At 46.0% G+C, this 19,737-nt stretch carries 19 protein-coding genes; 12 read left to right on the top strand and 7 right to left on the bottom strand.

The genetic code is table 11. The features are described from left to right. The first annotated feature begins 4 nt into the window (after window positions 1–4). The 8 genes from L3V37_RS20770 (at window position 5) to L3V37_RS20735 (ending at window position 8,866) form a co-directional block, all read left to right on the top strand. Entirely contained in the window at window positions 5–805 is an 801-nt protein-coding gene (locus L3V37_RS20770) for an ABC transporter ATP-binding protein (RefSeq protein ID WP_005373297.1), read from the top strand. After that, the gene (locus L3V37_RS20765) at window positions 805–2,757 is read left to right on the top strand and encodes a long-chain fatty acid--CoA ligase (RefSeq protein WP_005382741.1); all 1,953 of its coding nucleotides are present in this window, start codon (window positions 805–807) and stop codon (window positions 2,755–2,757) included. The genes L3V37_RS20770 and L3V37_RS20765 overlap by 1 nt, the downstream gene beginning before the upstream one ends. Next, complete coding sequence (locus tag L3V37_RS20760) at window positions 2,757–3,650, top strand: branched-chain amino acid ABC transporter permease (protein WP_005373295.1); 894 nt, start codon at window positions 2,757–2,759, stop codon at window positions 3,648–3,650. Before L3V37_RS20765 ends, L3V37_RS20760 begins: the two co-directional genes overlap by 1 nt. A gap of 11 nt (window positions 3,651–3,661) precedes the next feature. Next, entirely contained in the window at window positions 3,662–4,729 is a 1,068-nt protein-coding gene (locus L3V37_RS20755) for a branched-chain amino acid ABC transporter permease (RefSeq protein WP_005382737.1), read from the top strand. 45 nt (window positions 4,730–4,774) lie between these two features. Further along, window positions 4,775–6,019, top strand: coding sequence for an ABC transporter substrate-binding protein (locus L3V37_RS20750; RefSeq protein ID WP_033906430.1), 1,245 nt, complete (start codon window positions 4,775–4,777; stop codon window positions 6,017–6,019). An 80-nt stretch (window positions 6,020–6,099) separates the two neighbouring features. Further along, a complete protein-coding gene (locus L3V37_RS20745) occupies window positions 6,100–6,921 on the top strand; it encodes an ABC transporter ATP-binding protein (protein WP_017633695.1) in 822 nt (273 codons plus the stop codon). 9 nt (window positions 6,922–6,930) lie between these two features. Further along, window positions 6,931–8,133, top strand: coding sequence for a phenylacetate--CoA ligase family protein (locus L3V37_RS20740; protein WP_033906431.1), 1,203 nt, complete (start codon window positions 6,931–6,933; stop codon window positions 8,131–8,133). A gap of 136 nt (window positions 8,134–8,269) precedes the next feature. Continuing rightward, on the top strand, window positions 8,270–8,866 hold the full coding sequence (locus L3V37_RS20735) for a methyltransferase domain-containing protein (RefSeq protein WP_161446119.1): 597 nt from the start codon (window positions 8,270–8,272) through the stop codon (window positions 8,864–8,866). Between the two features lie 288 nt (window positions 8,867–9,154). Here L3V37_RS20735 and L3V37_RS20730 read toward each other — a convergent pair whose 3' ends face one another. From L3V37_RS20730 to budA, 3 genes are read right to left on the bottom strand one after another with little or no spacing between them, the layout of a single operon-like run. After that, window positions 9,155–9,913, bottom strand: a complete 759-nt coding sequence (locus L3V37_RS20730; RefSeq protein ID WP_237306981.1) for an SDR family NAD(P)-dependent oxidoreductase — start codon at window positions 9,911–9,913, stop codon at window positions 9,155–9,157. Continuing rightward, window positions 9,910–11,613 carry an acetolactate synthase AlsS gene (gene alsS / locus L3V37_RS20725; RefSeq protein WP_237306979.1) on the bottom strand — a complete coding sequence of 568 codons (1,704 nt, stop codon included), beginning with the start codon at window positions 11,611–11,613 and terminating at the stop codon, window positions 9,910–9,912. Before alsS ends, L3V37_RS20730 begins: the two co-directional genes overlap by 4 nt. Window positions 11,614–11,642: 29 nt before the next feature. Further along, entirely contained in the window at window positions 11,643–12,428 is a 786-nt protein-coding gene (gene budA / locus L3V37_RS20720) for an acetolactate decarboxylase (protein ID WP_005392587.1), read from the bottom strand. Between the two features lie 97 nt (window positions 12,429–12,525). On the opposite strand from budA, the gene L3V37_RS20715 reads away from it, so the two are divergent. The 3 genes from L3V37_RS20715 (at window position 12,526) to L3V37_RS20705 (ending at window position 14,761) form a co-directional block, all read left to right on the top strand. Beyond that, a complete protein-coding gene (locus L3V37_RS20715) occupies window positions 12,526–13,407 on the top strand; it encodes a LysR family transcriptional regulator (RefSeq protein WP_237306976.1) in 882 nt (293 codons plus the stop codon). A gap of 129 nt (window positions 13,408–13,536) precedes the next feature. Beyond that, the gene (hxpB, locus tag L3V37_RS20710) at window positions 13,537–14,262 is read left to right on the top strand and encodes a hexitol phosphatase HxpB (RefSeq protein ID WP_237306974.1); all 726 of its coding nucleotides are present in this window, start codon (window positions 13,537–13,539) and stop codon (window positions 14,260–14,262) included. Next, entirely contained in the window at window positions 14,255–14,761 is a 507-nt protein-coding gene (locus tag L3V37_RS20705; RefSeq protein ID WP_020480907.1) for a hypothetical protein, read from the top strand. Before hxpB ends, L3V37_RS20705 begins: the two co-directional genes overlap by 8 nt. A 133-nt stretch (window positions 14,762–14,894) precedes the next feature. Here L3V37_RS20705 and L3V37_RS20700 read toward each other — a convergent pair whose 3' ends face one another. Genes L3V37_RS20700 through L3V37_RS20690 form a run of 3 tightly spaced genes read right to left on the bottom strand, consistent with a single transcriptional unit; the run spans window position 14,895 to window position 17,444 of the window. Further along, window positions 14,895–15,023, bottom strand: a complete 129-nt coding sequence (locus L3V37_RS20700) for a DUF2474 domain-containing protein (RefSeq protein WP_005373267.1) — start codon at window positions 15,021–15,023, stop codon at window positions 14,895–14,897. A gap of 20 nt (window positions 15,024–15,043) precedes the next feature. Continuing rightward, window positions 15,044–16,051: a cytochrome d ubiquinol oxidase subunit II gene (gene cydB, locus L3V37_RS20695; RefSeq protein WP_237306970.1), complete on the bottom strand. Its 1,008-nt coding sequence runs from the start codon at window positions 16,049–16,051 to the stop codon at window positions 15,044–15,046. A 28-nt stretch (window positions 16,052–16,079) separates the two neighbouring features. Then, on the bottom strand, window positions 16,080–17,444 hold the full coding sequence (locus L3V37_RS20690; protein WP_005373264.1) for a cytochrome ubiquinol oxidase subunit I: 1,365 nt from the start codon (window positions 17,442–17,444) through the stop codon (window positions 16,080–16,082). Window positions 17,445–17,580: 136 nt separating this feature from the next. Here L3V37_RS20690 and L3V37_RS20685 point away from each other — a divergent pair, with 136 nt between their 5' ends. Next, window positions 17,581–19,014: a PLP-dependent aminotransferase family protein gene (locus tag L3V37_RS20685; protein WP_275949460.1), complete on the top strand. Its 1,434-nt coding sequence runs from the start codon at window positions 17,581–17,583 to the stop codon at window positions 19,012–19,014. 9 nt (window positions 19,015–19,023) lie between these two features. On the opposite strand, the gene L3V37_RS20680 is transcribed toward L3V37_RS20685, so the two are convergent. Continuing rightward, window positions 19,024–19,572 (bottom strand): sugar O-acetyltransferase, encoded by a 549-nt coding sequence (locus L3V37_RS20680; protein WP_005373259.1) that lies wholly within the window; start codon window positions 19,570–19,572, stop codon window positions 19,024–19,026. Window positions 19,573–19,737 lie beyond the last annotated feature (165 nt).

Genomic DNA, 19,737 nt, shown 5'->3' with positions numbered 1-19,737 from the left:
AACTATGGTATCGGAATCGCCTCTGTTGCAGGTAAACGATATTTCATTGGCTTTTGGTGGGGTGAAAGCTTTAACTGACGTGAGCTTCCATGTGAATGAAAAGGAAATCTTTTCAATCATTGGTCCAAACGGTGCAGGTAAAACCTCAATGCTCAATTGCATCTCTGGTCGATACACACCAAACAAAGGCTCTGTAATCTTCGCTGGAGATGATGTAACTAAACGGACACCTAGCCAACGAGCTGAGTTAGGGCTGGGAAGAACCTTCCAAAACTTAGCGCTCTTTTCTCATATGTCGGTACTGGACAACATCATGGTTGGCCGACACCACCTACTGAAAAACAACTTCGTCACGGGGCCACTCTATTGGTTCTCCAATGCTCAGAAAGAGGAGATGGCGCACCGCAAATATGTGGAAGACGTGATCGATTTTCTAGAAATCCAGCACATCCGAAAAGCGACTGCAGGCACGCTATCCTACGGCTTACGTAAGCGTGTAGAGCTTGCTCGTGCCATTGCCTTAAAACCTAAGTTACTGCTGCTTGATGAACCAATGGCAGGTATGAACTTGGAAGAAAAGGAAGACATGGCACGTTACATCATGGATCTGAATGAAGAATTAGATATCACGATCATCATGATTGAGCACGACATGGGCGTGGTCATGGACATCTCTAATCGCGTTTTGGTTTTGGATTTCGGGAAACACATTGCTACAGGTGAGCCTGAAGAAGTGATGGCCAACCCACATGTGAAACAAGCGTACTTAGGCGAAGAGCTACCGACATTAGAGGAGAGTGCATAATGGCACAGCAACATAATGATTGGGCAGATATAACCCGCTTAGATACCTTTCCAAAAGTGTTGCAACACAATGCCAAGAACTGGCCCGAACAAGTCGCAATGCGTGAAAAGGAGTTTGGTATTTGGCGAGAGTTCACTTGGAAGGATTATGAAAACCGCGTCAAGTGGATGGCATTGGCACTACAAGATTTGGGTATTGGTGAGCAAGATGTCGTTGGTTTGCTAGGTGATAACCGCCCGGAATGGGTATGGGGCGAGTTAGCGGCACATGCGATCAAAGGTTTCTCGCTGGGCATCTATCAAGATTCTATGCACGAAGAGGTGGCGTACCTTATCAACTATGCCAAAGCAAAAGTCGTGATTGCCGAAGATGAAGAGCAATGCGACAAGCTGCTTGAGCTTGGTGATGAAATTCCTAGCGTTGAATACATTATTTACTGCGATCCTCGTGGAATGCGTAAATACGATGATCCAAGATTGATTGATGTTGAACAGGTCTACAAAAAAGGTCAGCTGATTGATAAAGCGGACCCAGACAAATATCTCAATATGGTTGTTGAAACCAAAGGCAGCGATCTTTCAATTCTTTGTACAACGTCGGGTACGACTTCTAAACCAAAATTGGCTCAGCTACACAGTGGCACGTTCTTGGATCACTGTGCGGCTTACTTGCGTGCAGACCCTCGTTCCCCAGGCGACAACTACGTTTCTGTTCTGCCTTTGCCTTGGATTATGGAGCAGGTTTATGTGGTTGGTCAGGCGTTGATTTCTCGTCAAATCGTTAACTTTGTGGAAGAACAAGAAACCATGATGTCCGACTTGCGTGAAATCGGTCCAAACTTTGTGCTGTTAGCGCCGCGAGTGTGGGAAAACATTGTGGCAGACGTGTCTGCACGAATGATGGATTCGACACCGTTTAAGCAAAAGATGTACAAACTGGGCATGAGCTTAGCCAACAAAGCGTTAGAGCAGGGCAAACGTTCTAAACTCGCCGAATGGATTCTTTTGCGTGCTTTGCGAGACCGTTTAGGCTTTTCGAACCTAACATCTGCTGCAACGGGCGGCGCGGCGATGGGGCCTGACACTTTCCGTTACCTACAAGCTATTGGTGTGCCACTTAAGCAGCTTTATGGTCAGACCGAAATGTGTGGCGCATACACTGTGCACCAAGCGGACGATGTGGATTACGATTCCGTTGGTGTTGCGTTTGATAATGCAGAAGTGAAAGTCATCAACCCGGACAGCAATGGCGTTGGTGAAATCATCGCGAAAAGTACAGGTATGTTTACTGGCTACTTAAACAACCAAGCAGCATATGATGAAGATGTTCAAGATGGTTGGATGCACACAGGCGATGCGGGCTATTTTAAAGATTCCGGTCACTTGGTGGTGATTGATCGTCTGAAAGATATGTCGGAAACCAGCCACGGCGACCGCTACTCTCCGCAGTTCATTGAAAACAAACTCAAGTTCTCGCCGTTTATTGCAGAAGCCGTGGTGGTAGGTAAAGGTCGACCTTGGCTGTCTGCCATCATCTGTATTCGCTATGCGATCGTCGCGAAGTGGGCAGAGCAACGCGGCTTGGCATTTACCAACTACACCAACTTATCTGCTCAACCAGAAGTGTACCAAGCGATTCGTGAAGAAGTTCAAAAAGTGAACGAATCCCTACCGGATGCACAGAAGATCAGCAAATTCATTCTACTTTACAAAGAGCTGGATGCCGACGATGGCGAGTTAACTCGTACGCGTAAAGTGCGTCGTGGTGTGGTTGCAGAGAAATACGGAGACATCATCGAAACCATCTACAGCGACGATCCAAAAGTCGATGTCGATACAGTGATCACTTATCAAGATGGCACTAAAACACGCATTCAAACGTCGCTAGTTATTGAAACGCTTATTGAGCATGAGCCAACACTAGTGGATAGCGAACAACGGAGGATCGCATAGTGAATACGGATTTATTACTGCAACTCGTCATTAATGGCGTGATCGTTGGCATGTTGTATGGCGTTGTCGCCATGTGCTTTGTATTGATCTACAAATCGACCCAGGTGGTCAACTTTGCTCAGGGGGAGTTCTTGTTGATTGGCGCATGGGTATGTTGGGCGGCATTGGTACACCTACAGTTACCGTTTTTTATCGGCTTTTTACTCACGCTCGCGTTCATGATGATTTTTGGTATCGCCGTGCAAACCATTGTGCTCAGACCGTTGATTGGTGAACCGATTATCTCTGTGATCATGGTGACCATTGGTCTATCGATGTTTTTCCAAGCGCTGATGAAGTGGATATTCGGCGTCTCGGCTGTGTCGTACCCGCAAGTGTTCGAAACCAACGTTGTGAATATCGGAGGTTTGAATGTTGAGTTTGCTTACATTCTGAGCTTGATCTTCTCAATGCTCATCATGGGCGCGTTCTACTGGTTCTTCAAATTCAGCAAAATGGGTCTGGCAATGCGCGCAACGGCATTCAACCAGCAAGTAGCCCAGAGTCTTGGCATTTCCATCAAGAAAGTGTTCGCCATCAGTTGGGCCATTTCGGCAATGGTATCTGCAACAGCAGGGATTGTTATCGGTATCGTTAACGGCGTATCTGACGCGCTATCCATTATTGGTATCAAAGTTTTCCCAGCCGTTATTTTAGGTGGCTTAGATTCGGTAGTCGGCGCAATTGTCGGTGGTATTACCATCGGGGTGCTAGAAAACTTGGCTGAGTTTTTTGATAGCCAATACCTGCAAGTGGGTAACTTATACAACATCGCACCATTCTATGTGCTGTTAATCATTCTTGCCTTCAAGCCATATGGCCTGTTTGGTACCAAAGATATTGAGCGTATTTAAGGAGAAATAACATGGCTCAACTTAGCATGCGCCCATGTGGGGATTTTCGAACCACATACAAAAGCGATACGCCAATTTTTGAAACCAAAACCATCAGAAGCCTTGCGATTGCTGGTGTCATCGCCATGCTGGCAGCACCGCTGGTCTTGGATATTTACTTCCTAAACCTGTTTATTCAGATTGCATACCTCGGTATCGCGGCATTGGGCTTAAACATTTTGGTTGGTTTTACCGGACAAATCTCGCTAGGTCACGGTGCGTTCTTTGGCTTTGGCGCCTTTGCATCGGCTTGGCTAAATAACCAGTTTAACATTCCAGTCGTGTTTGCGATTCCGCTTGCGGGTTACTTAACCATGATTGTGGGGATGCTGTTTGGTCTGCCAGCGGCTCGAATTAAAGGTTTATATCTAGCTATCGCAACGTTGGCGGCGCAGTTTATTCTAGAGGACTTCTTTGCTCGCGCAGATTGGTTCAGTGGCGGCTCATATGGTGCAAGCGCGAACCCAATTAATTTGTTTGGCTTTGAGTTTACGACTGACGAAAGCTTCTTCTACATCGCTCTGTTTGCGCTGATTTTCATGTATATGTGGGCATCAAACTTAATCCGTTCTCGTGACGGTCGCGCGTTTGTCTCAGTACGAGATCACTATCTGTCAGCAGAGATCATGGGAATCAACCTAACCAAGTATCGTCTGCTCTCATTTGGAGTGTGTGCATTCTATGCAGGCATCGGGGGCGCACTCTACGGACATTATCTAGGGTTTGTATCAGCAGAAGGTTTCACCATCATGATGTCTATCCAGTTTTTGGCAATGATCATCATTGGTGGCTTAGGCTCAGTTAAAGGTACGCTGATGGGGACGATATTTATCGTACTGCTGCCTGAAGTTTTAGAGTTTGGCGTAACGGGGCTTTCAGCGTTTGGTGATACCACCGCTTTCACTGATGGTCTGGCTTACTTCAAAGAGATGGCGATTGGTCTAGTCATCATGCTGTTCCTTATTTTCGAACCTCAAGGATTATCGCATCGCTGGCAACAGATTCGAGCATATTGGAAACACTATCCGTTCTCATATTAACGTGGAATTAAGTGGAATATACCTCAATAACAAGGACAACGAGTTATGAACAAAGGACATTTAGCGACAACGTTGGTGCTGTCATCTGCACTGTTTACTACCACAACTTGGGCAAAAGATTCTGTGTTTGTCGGGCAATTAGTCGATTTTTCTGGACCAACTGCCTATGTGAGCAAGCCCTATGGTTCTGGCGTGCGAGACGCATTGCGTTGGATTAACCAAAACGGTGGCATTAACGGTACCGAGCTCGAATTTGAAACAGTAGACATGGCGTACAAAGTACCAGTGGCGATTTCCAACTATAAACGTTGGGTGGCGCGTAAAGACATGGTTGCGCTGCAAGGTTGGGGTACGGCGGATACCGAAGCACTTATTTCGTTTGTTACCAAAGACAAAGTGCCGGTGTTCTCTGCTTCTTATTCTGGTCACTTAACTGACCCAACTGGCAAAAACCCAAAAACCGCGAAACCAGCGCCTTATAATTTCTTTTATGGTGCGTCGTACTCAGATGCGTGCCGTGCGCTAGTTAAGTGGGCGAAAGAAGATTGGGAATCTAAGGGCAATCAAGGTGCGCCGAAATTTACGCACATTGGCGATAACCATCCATTCCCGAATGCGCCAAAAGAAGCGTGTGCAGAGTACGCCAAAGAGCTTGGTTTTGATGTGCAAAACCCAGTCGTTGTGTCACTAAAACCAGGGGACTTCAAAGCGCAATGTTTGTCGCTGAAAGAGTCAGGCACCAACTACGGTTACATTGCCAATATCGGTAGCTCGGTTATCTCACTAGTGAAGTCTTGTAACACGGTTGGGACAGAGTTCCAGTACATGGCAAACATTTGGGGCGGCGACAAGCCAGTGCTTGAAGCAGCAGGCGATGGCCTTAAAGATTACGTTTTCCCAGGTATGACGGCGTTTTGGGGAGACGATAACGAAGGCATGAAGCTGGTTCGTGAGATTTCTAAGCAGTCTGAATCAGAGCCGGGCGAATTCAGAACTCACCATTACATTCGCGGTATTTGTTCTGCGTTCTATATGAAAGAAGCAATGGAGTGGGCGAAAGACAACGGTGGCATCACAGGTGAAAACATCAAGAAGGGCATGTATGTCCATGACAACTGGGTACCACAAGGCTTAGAAGGTGTTTGTGTCCCTGCGAACTGGAAACCGGAAGATCACCGAGGCACAACAACCGTGAACGTCTTTATGGGCAACAACGATGGCGGCGCAGTTGATATTAAGAAAGTATCTCAGGTGACATTGTCACGTCGTGACGATTGGCTAGGTTACTAATCTACGACTTATTAATAACAAAGCTTACTGAAAATAAGGATGGGTGAGAGAACACTCTCACCCTAGCAAGGAGTAGCTTGATGGCTGAATTAGCAACGAATATCGAACCGGCAGAAATACTGCTTTCAGTGAACAACATTGAAGTCGTCTACGACGAAGTAATACTAGTACTTCGCGGTGTGAGTTTAGAAGTTCCAAAAGGGCAGATTGTGACCTTACTGGGCGCCAACGGTGCGGGTAAATCCACAACGTTGAAAGCCATTTCTGGTTTATTGAAAACCGAAGATGGTGAAGTGACGCGCGGCGAAATCAACTTCATGGGCGAGCGTATAGACAACAAAAGCCCGGAAGAGATCGTCCGTTCGGGCATCTTCCAAGTTATGGAAGGGCGCCGAATTGTTGAAGATATGACGGTAATAGAAAATCTTCGCTTAGGCGCTTATACACGCTCTGACAACGAAGTTGAACAAGACATCGAAATGGTGTTTGACTATTTCCCGCGACTCAAAGAGCGCACTGGCCTGGCGGGCTATTTGTCTGGCGGTGAGCAACAAATGTTAGCGATTGGCCGAGCGTTAATGGCTCGACCGAAGATGATTTTGTTGGACGAACCGTCTATGGGGCTTTCTCCACTGCTAGTTAAAGAAGTATTCAGCATTATTAACAAGATCAACAAAGAGCAAGGTATTACCATGCTTTTGGTTGAACAGAATGCCAACTTCGCTCTTCAAGCGGCCGATTACGGTTACATCATGGAATCAGGCAAAATCGTACTAGATGGCAGCAAGCACGAATTGCTAAACAATGAAGACGTAAAAGAATTCTACCTTGGCGGCGGCGATGAAGATCGCAAGAGCTTTAAGAATCTGAAATCTTACAAACGTCGTAAGCGTTGGTTGTAAGGAGCAAGGATGAACGAACTATTTGATGCGAAAGAATCGTTGTCTCTACAGGCGCGAGAAGAGTCGCTGTTTCAACGTTTGCCAGCACTGATTGAGAATTCGAAAGCCAATAGCGAACATTACGCAGCGCATTTTTCTGAGTTAGATCCTACATTGGCAAACAATCGTGAAGGGCTTGCTCAGTTCCCGATTACACGTAAGTTCAATGTACCTAATCAGCAGCAACTTAAACCGCCGTTTGGTGGCTTAAATAGCGTTGCCATTGGTCAAATGGCGCGCGTATTCCAATCTCCTGGGCCGTTGTATGAGGCTCAAACGGATGAGGCCGATTTCTGGCGTATGGGGCGCGCGTTTCACGCTGCTGGGTTCTGTGCGGGTGATTTAGTGCATAACACGCTCTCTTACCATTTCTCTCCTGGCGGATTTATTATGGATGGTGGCGCAAGGGCTTGTGGCTGTGCGGTATTTCCGGCTGGAGTAGGCAATACCGAAGCGCAAATAGAGGCAATTAAACAGCTTCAACCTAATGGTTACACTGGTACACCTTCGTATTTGCTGACGTTGCTACAAAAGTATCAAGAGAAATACAATGAGCTGCCTAGCTTTGAGAAAGCTCTGGTCTCTGGTGAAGCGGTTACAGCAGACATGGAACAGATGTTTGAGGAAAAAGGCATTGCAGTCTTTCAAGCCTACGCAAGTGCAGAGCTTGGTTTGATTGCTTATCAAGTGTCTGGTGAACAAGGATTAGTGATTGCCGAAGATATTATTGTTGAAATCGTTGATCCTGATGGTGTTCCTGTACAACCGGGAGAAGTCGGTGAAGTCGTTGTAACGTCGCTCGATGAGAAGTTCCCGCTGATTCGCTACGCAACGGGAGATTTATCGGCATACCTAGAGACAAGTTCTGATTCTTCACGCACGAATGCACGAATTAAGGGCTGGATGGGACGAGCAGACTCCGCGGTGAAAGTAAAAGGGCTGTTTGTTTATCCGCATCAGATCCAAGAAGTCTGTCGTCGCCACGATATTAAAGGCTCCTTGAAAATTGAGCGCGATGGCTTCAACGATGCCATTACTTTCTGTTGTCATGATGTGCATGTATCAGCAGAGGACATTCAAGCAACACTCCAGTCTGTCACTAAACTGAAAGGCAATGTCCAGTTTGTACCGAACCAAGCGGAGCAGCCGTTAATCAATGATCTTCGCAGTTAACTCATTGGTGGCATAAGTGCAGTAGAAAGTGGTTGTCATAAAAAACTAACAACGTCAGACAAAAGGCTAGAAAAGGGATACCACATTGCGCTGCGTATCCCTTTATTTTTTACTACCGCAATCAGGGAGCGGGTAAATGAAACAGGCACCAATGATTAACACACAATTCTGGGATGATTTGTTTATCCGAGGCACTATGCCTTGGGATGCCCAATCGACACCTCAAGAACTCAAGGACTATCTCGACAATTCACTTCATGTAGGCCAGTCAGTGTTTATTCCTGGGTGTGGTGCCGCTTATGAACTGAGCACTTTTATTCAATATGGGCATGACGTGATCGCGATGGATTACAGCCAAGAAGCGGTAAAAATGGCGCAATCAACGTTAGGTAACTACAAAGATAAAGTCGTATTGGGTGATGTATTTAATGCCGATTTTTCTCACTCGTTTGATGTCATTTACGAGCGGGCCTTTCTCGCAGCACTACCGAGAGACATGTGGTCAGAATACTTTGCTATGGTGGATAAATTGCTGCCAAGAGACGGTTTGTTAATTGGTTATTTCGTTATAGATGATGATTACCACTCTCGCTTCCCTCCATTTTGTTTGCGAAGTGGGGAGTTGGCAGCTTTTCTAGAGCCCACGTTTGAACTTGTGAAGTCCTCAGTGGTGGCAAACAGTGTTGAGGTTTTTAAAGGCAGAGAGCAATGGATGGTGTGGCAGAAACGTTAGTCGTCACTGAGACTTCTTTAGAAAGTATTCGCGGAAACTGTCTGGTTCTTTGTGAATCGCTGATACATAAGTCTTCACTCTATGCCTGATGGAATGCTCACATAGTTTGTCGGTTTGTGTGAAACATTAATTTCTCGTTGCTGGTTTAAGTTGTTGAGATATCTCTAACAGCGGTCGAGTGGTTGAGTTTATTGCTGGCACGGGTTGTGTGCTCAGAGCGTAAAGCGACAGATCAGCATCGATCCGAAAGGTAGTAGAACGTCTCTCACTGATCTGTCTATTTCATGCTTATACTATTTTAGGTTGACCATCTGATGCGGTGGCACCGCCGTCTACAGGTAGGTTTACGCCATTAATGAAAGATGCGTCATCACTTGCCAAGAAAGTCACGACGGACGCAATTTCTTCAGGTTCGGCGGCTCGGCCGAGCGCAATGCGCTCATTGAATTTATCGCGGATGCCCTGCGGCCAGCCGTTTGTCATGTTGGTTTTTACTAAGCTTGGGCATACGGCGTTAATTCTTACCCCGTCCGCACCATGGTCCAATGCCATCGCTCGGGTAAGGTTCACCACTGCGCCTTTACTCGCGCAATAGAATGCGGCACCCCAGTCACCACCCAAACCGGAAACGGACGCGGTATTTACCATACAACCTTTCGTTTTCAAGAGTTCAGGTAACGCAAACTTCGCGCAATAAACAACACCATCAATGTTTACACCAGAGATTTTCTTCCAGTCTTCCACGCTACCTTCAATCACGGAACCAGGGACATGTACGCCAGCATTGTTTACTAAAATATCCAGTTTACCGAAACGGGTAACAACATCAGAAATCAGTGCTGCGACTTTTTCTGGGTCAGAAACATCAATAGAATGCGCAGACACACGCTGTTTATCAAAGCCCTCAACGGCGTTTGCCAACTGCTCTTCATTCCAATCGGCAAGAGCGACGTTTGCGCCTTCTTCATACAAACGTTTTGCGATGGCCAAACCAATGCCATTGGCAGAGCCAGTCACGAGTGCGACTTTATTTTTTAATCCTCTCATGCGATTTCTCCTTTGAAACTTACAAAAACGGGATCTTGATTTTTCTCTGTGCGCGGCAACATCAGTTTGTCGTTGTCGCTGTAATCTACGGGAATAGCCACCACTGCTGGTCCTTCAACATCCATGGCTTTATTCAATGTCGGTAGTAATTCGTGTTGACTAGTCACTGCGAAGCCTTTCGCGCCAAATGATTCGGCGTAGGCCTTGAAATCAATTGGTCCAAATTTCACACCAGAGCAGCGCTGATATTTGTTGACCTCTTGCATTTCTACCATGTTGTAGGCGTTATCAACCCACACAATATGGAGGATATTGCAGTTCAGTCTAACCGCGGTTTCTAACTCCATGCTCGATTGCATAAAACCGCCGTCTCCTGATATCGATACCACTTTGCTACCAGGTTTTAGTAGGCTGGCACCAATGGCCCATGGGAGTGCAACGCCCATTGTTTGTTGGCCGTTAGACACCAGCATTTGGCGAGCTCGAAAACAGCTCAAGTAACGAGCGATCCAGATGTGGAAGCTCCCCATATCAAGGCATAGCGTGGTATCCGGTGTGATGATAGATTGCATAGCTTTTATTAGTGCCAGTGGATGAAATCCTTGCTTGTTATAGACATTGGGATAGGTCTTGATCACTTGCCGTTGCAGTGCTACCTCTTCCAGTACTGAAAGTGCCGTTGGGGAAAGGCGAGCATATTCAGAGATATAGCTGCCCATCTTGTCTAATGACTGCGCAATGTTTCCGACGATTTCAACACAAGGTTGATAATTAAGTTGGTATTCTGCTGGTTCAATATCGAGGTGAATCACTGGGTTGCGGTGGCTGTTCCAGAGCTCAGGGTCATACTCTATTGGGCTAAAGCCGATGGTGAGAATTAAATCGGCGTCCCGCAGTAAAACATCGCCAGGTTGGTTGTTAAATAAACCGACACGCCCAGCAAAGTGGTGATAGTAATTGATGTCTACCGTGCCGGCGGCCTGGTAAGTGCCGACAACGGGTAGCTGCGTATTTTGAAGAAACCGAGTTATAGCAGCAGCGTTTTGACTGCGGCTCGCGTGAAGGCCAAGTAAAACCACACAGCGCTTTGCTTTACTGATTCGACTGACCGCTTCTTCGATTGCTGCGATGTCTGCGCAACCAGGCTGTGTGTAAGGCGAGGGGACAATAATGTCCGTTTGGGTTTGCTCGGATAAAACATCTTGGGGGAGACTCAAAAAGCAAGCCCCAGGACGACCTGACTCTGCGATACGAAACGCGTTCGCCATGATCTCGCTTGCGGCGTCCACATGCTGCACTTCAGCACTGAACTTGGTTATAGAGCGAAAAATACTGACGGTATCCATGCTCTGGTGTGTTTGTTTTTGCTGGTCAGTTCGTTTCACCGCACCACCGATAGCAATCAGCGGATCGCCTTCGGAGTTTGCTGTTGCCACCCCCGTAACTAGATTTCCACAGCCAGGGCCTGACGTAACCATTGTGACGCCTGCTTTGCCGGTTAGTCTTCCCATAACGCCCGCCATAAATGCGCCGTTAGCTTCGTGGCGTACCGGAATCATTTGGATGTTAGTGTCTTCAATCGCATCGAACAGTCGATCGATTTTTGCACCGGGAATACCGAAAATGTACTTAATGCCGAGAGACTCTAGCTGTTGAGCGATCAACTGAGCTCCATTTTTATTTGAAGGTTTGGATTGCATTTGTTGTCCTTATTATTTGCCTGACTTTGTTACTTTTCCGCCTTTTCTATGGCGGTATTTATATCTTCCGGAGCCAAATTGGCGCTGAGAAAGTCTGTCGATACTGGGGTATCAATCACTAGCCGTGAGACTTTGCCAATCTGGAGAAATCCTGACGAAATGCTGTAATCCTGAATATGACCACCTCCTTGGCGGTCATCGGTAATAAAGTGTTCGTGATAGCCGGGCACATTGATGCCAGTCGTATATTTAGGACTGCGAAAGCCGGCGACCACGCCTTGCTTATGCGTGAAGCGGAATGTTGGTTGTTCTTTGACCACTTCAAGCATTGGTCGATAAGGGCGTGTTTGTTTAGGTACGGTACGAGTACGAACGGAATCGAAAACGCCATCAATGCGCACTGCGCAAAATAGGTTATCGCTTGGAACCATGTCGTCTATGAGGCTATGGACTTCATGACGTGACATGCGCGATGTCAGTGGCAGTTCGATATCAGGCTTAAAAAAAGTCATGACAGCAAAGGGCGTTTTTTGCGCCAGGTCTGCCGGGTTTGCGGAGCCATCCGACTTGAGTTGAAAAACTTCCTTATCAAAAGCAATCAACTCACCATCCAATTCATTGAACGTACCTAAACCAAAATCCCCATGTTTCAGCAGTTCTTCTATGGTTGTTGAGCCTTCGTAAACACCAGCGATCAAAGCACTCATTAACGAAGTCTGATAAATCTCACCATCTCCGGTAACATGATGGTATTCAGAAAATTCTTTCGCTACTTCAAGCGAACAAGCACATAGAGGGTTATAAAATCCACGCATGAGTAAGACCAGTTATGCAATGAAGAGTATATTTAGATTGACTTCTACACGGTGCTAAATCCAATATAAAAAAGATTTATTTTGATATGGAAAATATATGGAATTTCGCTACCTGAAGTATTTTGTCGCGGTCGCCGAGACTCGTCACTTTACCCGAGCAGCTGAACAGTTAGGGATTGCGCAACCTCCTTTGAGTCAACAAATCAAAAAGCTAGAGCACGAGCTTGGCGTGGACTTATTTAAGCGCTTGTCTAGAGGAGTAGAACTGACCCATGCAGGGCAAGTCTTTTATACGGATGCGGTAAATATTCTTGCTGATGTGGAACGCGCTAAAGCAAAAGCCCGACAGATTGCCCGTGGTGAAAATACGCAGGTTAAAATTGGGTTCGCGACGTCAACATCAACCTGCATTAAGGTATTGGAGAGGATTGGGTGTATTCAAGAGAATGGGGTTCATTTACAGACGGCGGAACTATCAATGCCAGAGCTTGCCACTCAGTTAAAAAGCAAACAACTTGATCTCGCAATCATGCGGCTACCCTGTTACGCCAGTGAGCCTTTTGAGCACAAGGTGTTGTTTAACGACCCGTTTGTCGCGGTGATTCCGGCGGGGCACGAACTGGCAAAATATCCCTGTATCCAGATGAAACAGTTGAGAGGCCATAAAATTTTACTGTTTCCACGAGAGACTGGACCCGCATTGTTTGATGGCATGAGCACACTTTTTGCCGACGCAGGAGTAAGGCTCGAACCACAGTTCGCAGCACCGCAACTTCGTACGACGATTGCCATGGCGCAGGCTGGGTTAGGTATCGCTCTCGTTCCGCGCTCACTGGCTGAACATCTCGATGATTCCGCGACAGTCGCCGAGATTGATGATATCCCTCTCACTAGTCGTGTTGTTGTTGCTTGGGAGGCATCTAATCTCAATAAACAAGCGCTAAAAGTAGCCATGCACATCGGTCATGTTGAGGCTTAAAGATGAGTCATCGAACTGGCTCTGATAGCCACAGGCAAATGTGATACTCTCACTCGTTATATGCAAAGCTATGCTTTGGTTGAATAGACAAATCTTACTCAACGAATAGAACTTACTGAGGATGTGCCAATGATATACGCTGCGGTCTTTGATATGGACGGGTTGCTGATTGATTCAGAACCTTTGTGGAAGGAAGCGGAAAAGCAGGTGTTTTCATCAGTTGGTGTCCAAGTGACCGAAGTGCTGTCAAAGCAGACTGCGACGATGACGACAGGTGAAGTAACAAGGTTTTGGTATGAACGTAATCCTTGGCAAGAAAAGAGCCTAGAGGAAGTAGAGAATGCTGTTGTGGATAAAGTGGAGGCATTAATAATTGAAAAAGGATGCGAATTAGAGGGTGTTACAGAAACACTCAAATTGCTTAAGGAAAAAGGGTTTAAGATAGGGTTGTCTACTAATTCACCTTATCAACTCATTCCCATCATTTTGAACAAACTCGGTATTGCCAGTTACTTTGACGCGATATCATCGTCAGACGATGTAGAGCAGGGTAAGCCAGAGCCACATGTCTACCTTTTAACAATCAATAAACTAGGTGTAGATTCAAGTAACTGTATTGCCTTTGAAGACTCTTATTCGGGTATGCTTGCGGCAACACGAGCAAACATAAAAACAGTCGTGATACCTCAACCTGATAAGTTCTACCAAGAGTTTAATGAAGCCAGTCTAAAGCTGCAAAAGCTATCAGAGTTTAATGAAAGCCATTTGGCGAGTTTAATGGACTTGAATTTGAAAGAAACAATTGCACCAACACCGCATGAAAGTTTTTTAGAAGAAGGACTTGATTGTGAATAGTCGGTCGCTGAAAAAATACCTACTGCCAATGTTCTTATTGGTTTTACCTATAGAATCATTCGCAAAAGATACGACTATGTTGGACGAGCTCAATAATCGATTTGTTACATTTGAAAGGCGATTTGATGATTGTATCAACTCTGCTTCTCAAAATGATATGAGTGAAAACATTGTCGGTCAGATTCAAGCGCTTAATATTGATTTTGAAATTTCGGTTGGCTATTTATACAAACAATCACTTTATTTATGCTCTGATGATGAATTCAGTGATTTAGCAAGAATTATCATGATAATTGAAACCTCCGATAATGATGGATTGCAATTATCAAAGGCAAAAGCTAGTCAAATTAGAAAGCTACTTTTTAGCAAAGTGGATTTACGTTTAGAGTCGAAGTTTCAAAGTTTACCGCAAGATAAAAAGGAAGCATTACTGAGCATTGCGAAAAAGCTTGAACCTTTTGATCTCGTAAGCATGCATGAACGACTTCAGGCAATGTAGACTTATGAAAGAATGTTTTGAGTAGATTCTTAACGCTTGGCTTTTTCATTAAGATTGAGTATTAGGTTCAACGCCTCTAGCTCTTACACAAGATCTAGAGGCATCCATTTTTTATTGACTTAAACGTGCCGAGCTAAGATTTTAACCCTGCAGCGGTCATCATGACGCGAAATAACATAGACACTAACCCTAATGCAGCGACGCTAACTACCCATATTCCAACCATCCAAGCCCATTGGCGGCACCAATTTTTGATTTTCATACTCACTCCTTATCAACTCGTTAATGGTACGCTTCGCCTTCTTTTACTTTTCCGGAGAAGACGTAGTAACTCCAAAAGGTGTAAGTCAGAATGATCGGGATGATGATCACTGCTCCAACGAGCATAAAGCGCTGACTGCTTGCAGGAGCCGCTGCTTCCCATATTGATATGCTAGGAGGAATGATATTTGGCCAGATACTGATGCCAAGCCCAGCGAACCCGAGAATCACGATCACTAACGCCATCACGAAAGGGCTGCGCTCTTTACGCTTTTTAACGGAGTCGGCAATCTTCAAACATACCAGCCCAGTAATGGCAGGTACGGGCAGTAAGTAGAACAAATTAGGCAGAGAAAACCATCTTTCCGCAATGGCAGGGTAAGCAAGTGGAGTCCAAGCGCTCACAATGACTAATGCGGAGATCATCGCCAGTAGTGTTTTGTTAGTGAAGCGGTGCATCGTGTTTTGCAGTTCACCTTCCGTCTTCATGATGAGCCATGTGCTACCAAGCAGCGCGTACGTTGCGACTAAACCCAAACCACAAAAGATGGGAAAAGGGCTGAGCCAGTCGAGTTGGCTACCTACGAAGACGCGGTTTTCCACCGCAAAGCCTTGAATTACCGCGCCAACAACGATGCCTTGGAAAAACGTGGTTAAAATCGAGCCGACCATAAAAGAGCGATCCCAGAACTTTAAGTGGTTTTCCAATGCTTTAAAGCGAAACTCAAACGCTACGCCACGAAAGATCAAAGCAATCAACATCAACGTTAAAGGGATGGTTAGCGCTTCAATAATCACCGCGTAAGCCATCGGAAAAGCGCCAAATAGAGATGCGCCTCCAAGCACAATCCAAGTTTCGTTGCCATCCCAAACTGGCGCGACACTGTTGACCATGACGTCTTTTTGTTTTTCATCCTTGATGAAGGGCATCAGTATTCCAATACCCAAATCGAAGCCATCCATGATGATGTACATCAAAGTGGCAAAAACGATGATCGCGAACCAAATCACGGATAAATCAAAATGCATATTTTCTACCTTCACTTTGTGACAAATTCTAAATGCGACCTGAAACGGTCGTCATGTCGTGCTCATCGTGTTCGATTGCATCGGGGCCTTTCTTGATTTGGTGGATCATGTAGTAATAACCAAAACCAAATACCAAGCTGTATACAACAAGGAAACACAGCAGGCTGATGCTCATTTGTAGGTCTCCGTGTGCAGAAACCGCATCACGCGTTTTTTGTACGCCATACACGACCCAAGGTTGCCGACCAACCTCTGTCGTAAACCAGCCAGCGAGTATTGCGATAAGACCAGATGGCCCCATAAACAATGAAAACTTGAGGAACCAACGCGAAGTATAAAGCGTGTTCTTTTTTCGTAACCATATGCTGTAGAAGCTTTGAAAAATCATCAGAAGTCCTAGCCCGACCATGATTCGAAATGACCAAAAGACGATAGGTGAGTTCGGTCGTTCCTCTTTCGGGAAGTCTTTCAGCGCCGGGATTGGCTCAGTTAAACTGTGGCGTAGGATCAAACTTCCTAAAACAGGAATTTCTAAGGCATAGTCTGTGCGTTCTTGTTCCATGTTTGGCATGCCGAACAATATCAATGGGGTTGGTTTGCCATCGCTGTTATCCCAATGTCCTTCGATGGCAGCGATTTTGGCGGGCTGGTGTTCCAGAGTGTTTAGCCCGTGCACATCGCCAATCACGGCTTGGAGTGGCGCAAGGAACACTAAGATCCCGAGCGACATCGAAAACATGGTTTTTACCGCAGTCGATTGATTGCCTCTCAATAAATGCCAAGCGGCTGACGCGCCTACAAAGAGTGCTGAACTGACGAAAGCCGCGACGCTCATGTGCGCCAAACGATAAGGAAATGAAGGATTGAAAACGATAGCAAACCAGTCGGTTGGCACCACACGTCCGTCGACAATTTCATAGCCTTGTGGCGTTTGCATCCAACTGTTGGAGGCGAGAATCCAGAACGTCGAAATGATCGTTCCTAACGCCACCATCGAGGTTGCAAAAAAGTGCAGCTTTTCGCCGACGCGACGCCACCCAAACAGCATTACGCCAAGAAATCCGGCTTCGAGAAAGAAAGCCGTTAACACTTCATAAGTCAGTAATGGGCCTGTGATAGAACCAGCGAAGTCGGAGAAACCACTCCAGTTGGTGCCGAATTGATAGGCCATGACAAGACCAGATACAACACCCATTCCAAAGTTAACCGCAAAAATTTTCGACCAGAAGTGATAGAGCTTTTGGTAATCGGGATTACGTGTTTTTAGCCATAAGCCTTCCAGCACGGCGAGATAGGTGGCCAAACCTATGGTGATAGCGGGGAAAATAATATGAAAGGATACCGTAAAGGCGAACTGTATCCGTGCAAGCATAAATGCGTCGAGGCCAAACATTAAACTTCCTTTGATCTTTTAAGTTTTATGAGAGAGCTATTTTAAAAGGAGCGGAATGAGGGAAGTAGGTACAGACAGTGACTATAAACCTATAACAGATTAAATATTGAAGTGTTATTATTTTGAATTCGGCTTTATGGAAGGGGATTTGCGTTTGGCGAAGTATCAAGAGTTAGTGGAACAGCTTAAAAGGCAGATAAAATCGGGGATATGGCATCCGGGTGACAAGCTGCCTTCGCTGCGTCGCCAATCTGAACACTCGGGTTTGAGCTTGATGACGGTGTTACACGCGTATCAAATTCTGGAATCTCAAGGCTGGGTGACGTCACAGCCGCGCTCTGGTTATCGAGTCGCGCCCAATATTAAGAGTTCAAATGAACCCCAAGCGCCAGCCGCGGTTTCGTGGACAGAGCAGGTAGACATCAATGAGTTTATCTTTGATGTTCTGCAGGCGAGTAAAAATCCATCCATGATCAATTTTGGCTTTGCCTATCCAGACCCAAGTTTGTACCCACGATATCACGTGAATCGGGCGATGAGCGCAGCCGCTCGCAATATGCCGATTTCCACCACCTTTGATAACTTACCGCCGGGAAATGAACAATTACGCACCATCATCGCGAAGCGTTATGCTGCGAAAGGCATTGAAATTTCACCCGATGAAATTGTCATTACGGCAGGCGCGCTGGAGGCGTTAACGCTCAGTTTGCAAGCCTGCACAAGACCGGGAGATTGGGTGGTTGTGGAGTCGCCTGCATTCTATGGCGCTTTGCAATCCTTAGAGCGGTTAGGTTTGAAAGCGCTCTCAGTAAGAACAGACCCAGTCACGGGCATTGACCTAGACTCATTGGAGCGAGCGCTGCAAACGCATGATGTGAAAGCATGTTGGCTGATGTCGAACTTCCAAAATCCTCTGGGTTTTACGCTCACCAACGAGAAAAAACAAAAGCTGATTGAGCTGACACAGCGATATAACGTGCCAGTGATTGAAGATGATGTGTACAGCGAACTGCATCCAGGGAATGACTCGGTTTACCCACTAAGAATGTTTGATGACACGGGCAATACCATGTTGTGCTCCTCGTTTTCAAAATCATTAATAGCAGGGCTACGTATTGGTTGGGTTGCGGCGGGAAAGCGGGCGCTAGAGGTACAAAAGTTACAGCTAATGAGTACATTAGCGACGAGTGCACCAGTGCAAATGACATTGGTACACTATTTAACAAGCCGCAATTATGAATCTCATTTGAAGCAGTTACGGAAAAAGCTGTTTGAACGTAAAAGTAAGATGACGGTTCTGCTTAGTGAGCTGTTACCTGAAGCAGTCAACGTGTTAAGCCAAAGCGGAGGGTACTTTATTTGGTTAGAGCTTCCCGAGCATATTGACGCCTTGCAGATATATCGAGAAGCGCTAAAAGATAATATCAGCATCGCACCGGGAAAGATGTTCAGCCTGACAGAACAATACGATCACTGTATTCGTCTTAACGCTTCTTTTGAGCTCAATGACAAATATGTTCATGCTCTCAATCTGCTTGCTAATATTATTCGCGATCATTTGGCGAAATAGCGACTTTTTTCAGTTTTTTGGTTTAATGGAGCGCGCCGGATTTCCAACAACTCGATCGCCCGGCGCAACGTCTTTGGTTACAACAGAGCCAGCGCCGACGACGGCCTCATCGCCAATGGTCACGCCTGGCAGTATGATAGCGCCCCCACCAATCCAAACGTTATTGCCGATTTTTACCGGTTTGGCGATCTCATCTCCGGCTAAGCGTCTTTGTGTATCGAGTGAATGAGCGGCTGTGTAAATTTGCACTCTAGGCCCAATCATGACGTTCGCGCCAACCTCAACCTGCCCATTGTCCAGAATAATGGCATCCCAGTTGATGTAGGTGTTTTCTCCGATGGACAAGTGACAACCGTAGGTAAGTTGTAGCGGTGGCTCTATACAGGCGCTGTTTTTTAATTGGACGCCCATTTCCGCCAATAGTTGTCTACGGATATCTGGGTTTGGCTCGTGGTTAAATTGGAAGACAAGCTGCGCAGTTTTGGCGCGCATTAGCTTTAGTTCTTCATCCAGACAATTATAGGTTTCTCCAGAGCGCATCCGAGTCAGTTCTGACATAACAATCATTCCATCAATGTTATTTGCAATAAGGTGCATAATAGGTGAGAGTGATTCGAAGTGAAAATTTGATGCTTAAAAATCAGAAAGTTATCACTGATTTGCCTTGCGTATCCAGTTGGTTGATTGGCTCGTTTAGTTCACAAAGACGTATTCCCTAAATGG

Origin of the sequence: Vibrio sp. D54 (assembly GCF_021728075.1) — a bacterium.
Classification (GTDB): domain Bacteria; phylum Pseudomonadota; class Gammaproteobacteria; order Enterobacterales; family Vibrionaceae; genus Vibrio; species Vibrio alginolyticus.
The sequence above is the reverse complement of the archived record's forward strand: the minus strand, read 5'-3'. Positions and strand labels throughout refer to the sequence as shown.

Bases quoted from the DNA above. Each gene is read 5' to 3' on its own strand.
- L3V37_RS20770 (WP_005373297.1), top strand. From the start codon at position 5: ATGGTATCGGAATCGCCTCTGTTGCAGGTAAACGATATTTCATTGGCT.
- L3V37_RS20765 (WP_005382741.1), top strand. From the start codon at position 805: ATGGCACAGCAACATAATGATTGGGCAGATATAACCCGCTTAGATACC.
- L3V37_RS20755 (WP_005382737.1), top strand. From the start codon at position 3,662: ATGGCTCAACTTAGCATGCGCCCATGTGGGGATTTTCGAACCACATAC.
- L3V37_RS20750 (WP_033906430.1), top strand. From the start codon at position 4,775: ATGAACAAAGGACATTTAGCGACAACGTTGGTGCTGTCATCTGCACTG.
- L3V37_RS20745 (WP_017633695.1), top strand. From the start codon at position 6,100: ATGGCTGAATTAGCAACGAATATCGAACCGGCAGAAATACTGCTTTCA.
- L3V37_RS20740 (WP_033906431.1), top strand. From the start codon at position 6,931: ATGAACGAACTATTTGATGCGAAAGAATCGTTGTCTCTACAGGCGCGA.
- L3V37_RS20735 (WP_161446119.1), top strand. From the start codon at position 8,270: ATGAAACAGGCACCAATGATTAACACACAATTCTGGGATGATTTGTTT.
- L3V37_RS20730 (WP_237306981.1), bottom strand. From the start codon at position 9,913: ATGAGAGGATTAAAAAATAAAGTCGCACTCGTGACTGGCTCTGCCAAT.
- alsS (WP_237306979.1), bottom strand. From the start codon at position 11,613: ATGCAATCCAAACCTTCAAATAAAAATGGAGCTCAGTTGATCGCTCAA.
- budA (WP_005392587.1), bottom strand. From the start codon at position 12,428: ATGCGTGGATTTTATAACCCTCTATGTGCTTGTTCGCTTGAAGTAGCG.
- L3V37_RS20715 (WP_237306976.1), top strand. From the start codon at position 12,526: ATGGAATTTCGCTACCTGAAGTATTTTGTCGCGGTCGCCGAGACTCGT.
- hxpB (WP_237306974.1), top strand. From the start codon at position 13,537: ATGATATACGCTGCGGTCTTTGATATGGACGGGTTGCTGATTGATTCA.
- L3V37_RS20700 (WP_005373267.1), bottom strand. From the start codon at position 15,023: ATGAAAATCAAAAATTGGTGCCGCCAATGGGCTTGGATGGTTGGAATA.
- cydB (WP_237306970.1), bottom strand. From the start codon at position 16,051: ATGCATTTTGATTTATCCGTGATTTGGTTCGCGATCATCGTTTTTGCC.
- L3V37_RS20690 (WP_005373264.1), bottom strand. From the start codon at position 17,444: ATGTTTGGCCTCGACGCATTTATGCTTGCACGGATACAGTTCGCCTTT.
- L3V37_RS20685 (WP_275949460.1), top strand. From the start codon at position 17,581: ATGGAAGGGGATTTGCGTTTGGCGAAGTATCAAGAGTTAGTGGAACAG.
- L3V37_RS20680 (WP_005373259.1), bottom strand. From the start codon at position 19,572: ATGTCAGAACTGACTCGGATGCGCTCTGGAGAAACCTATAATTGTCTG.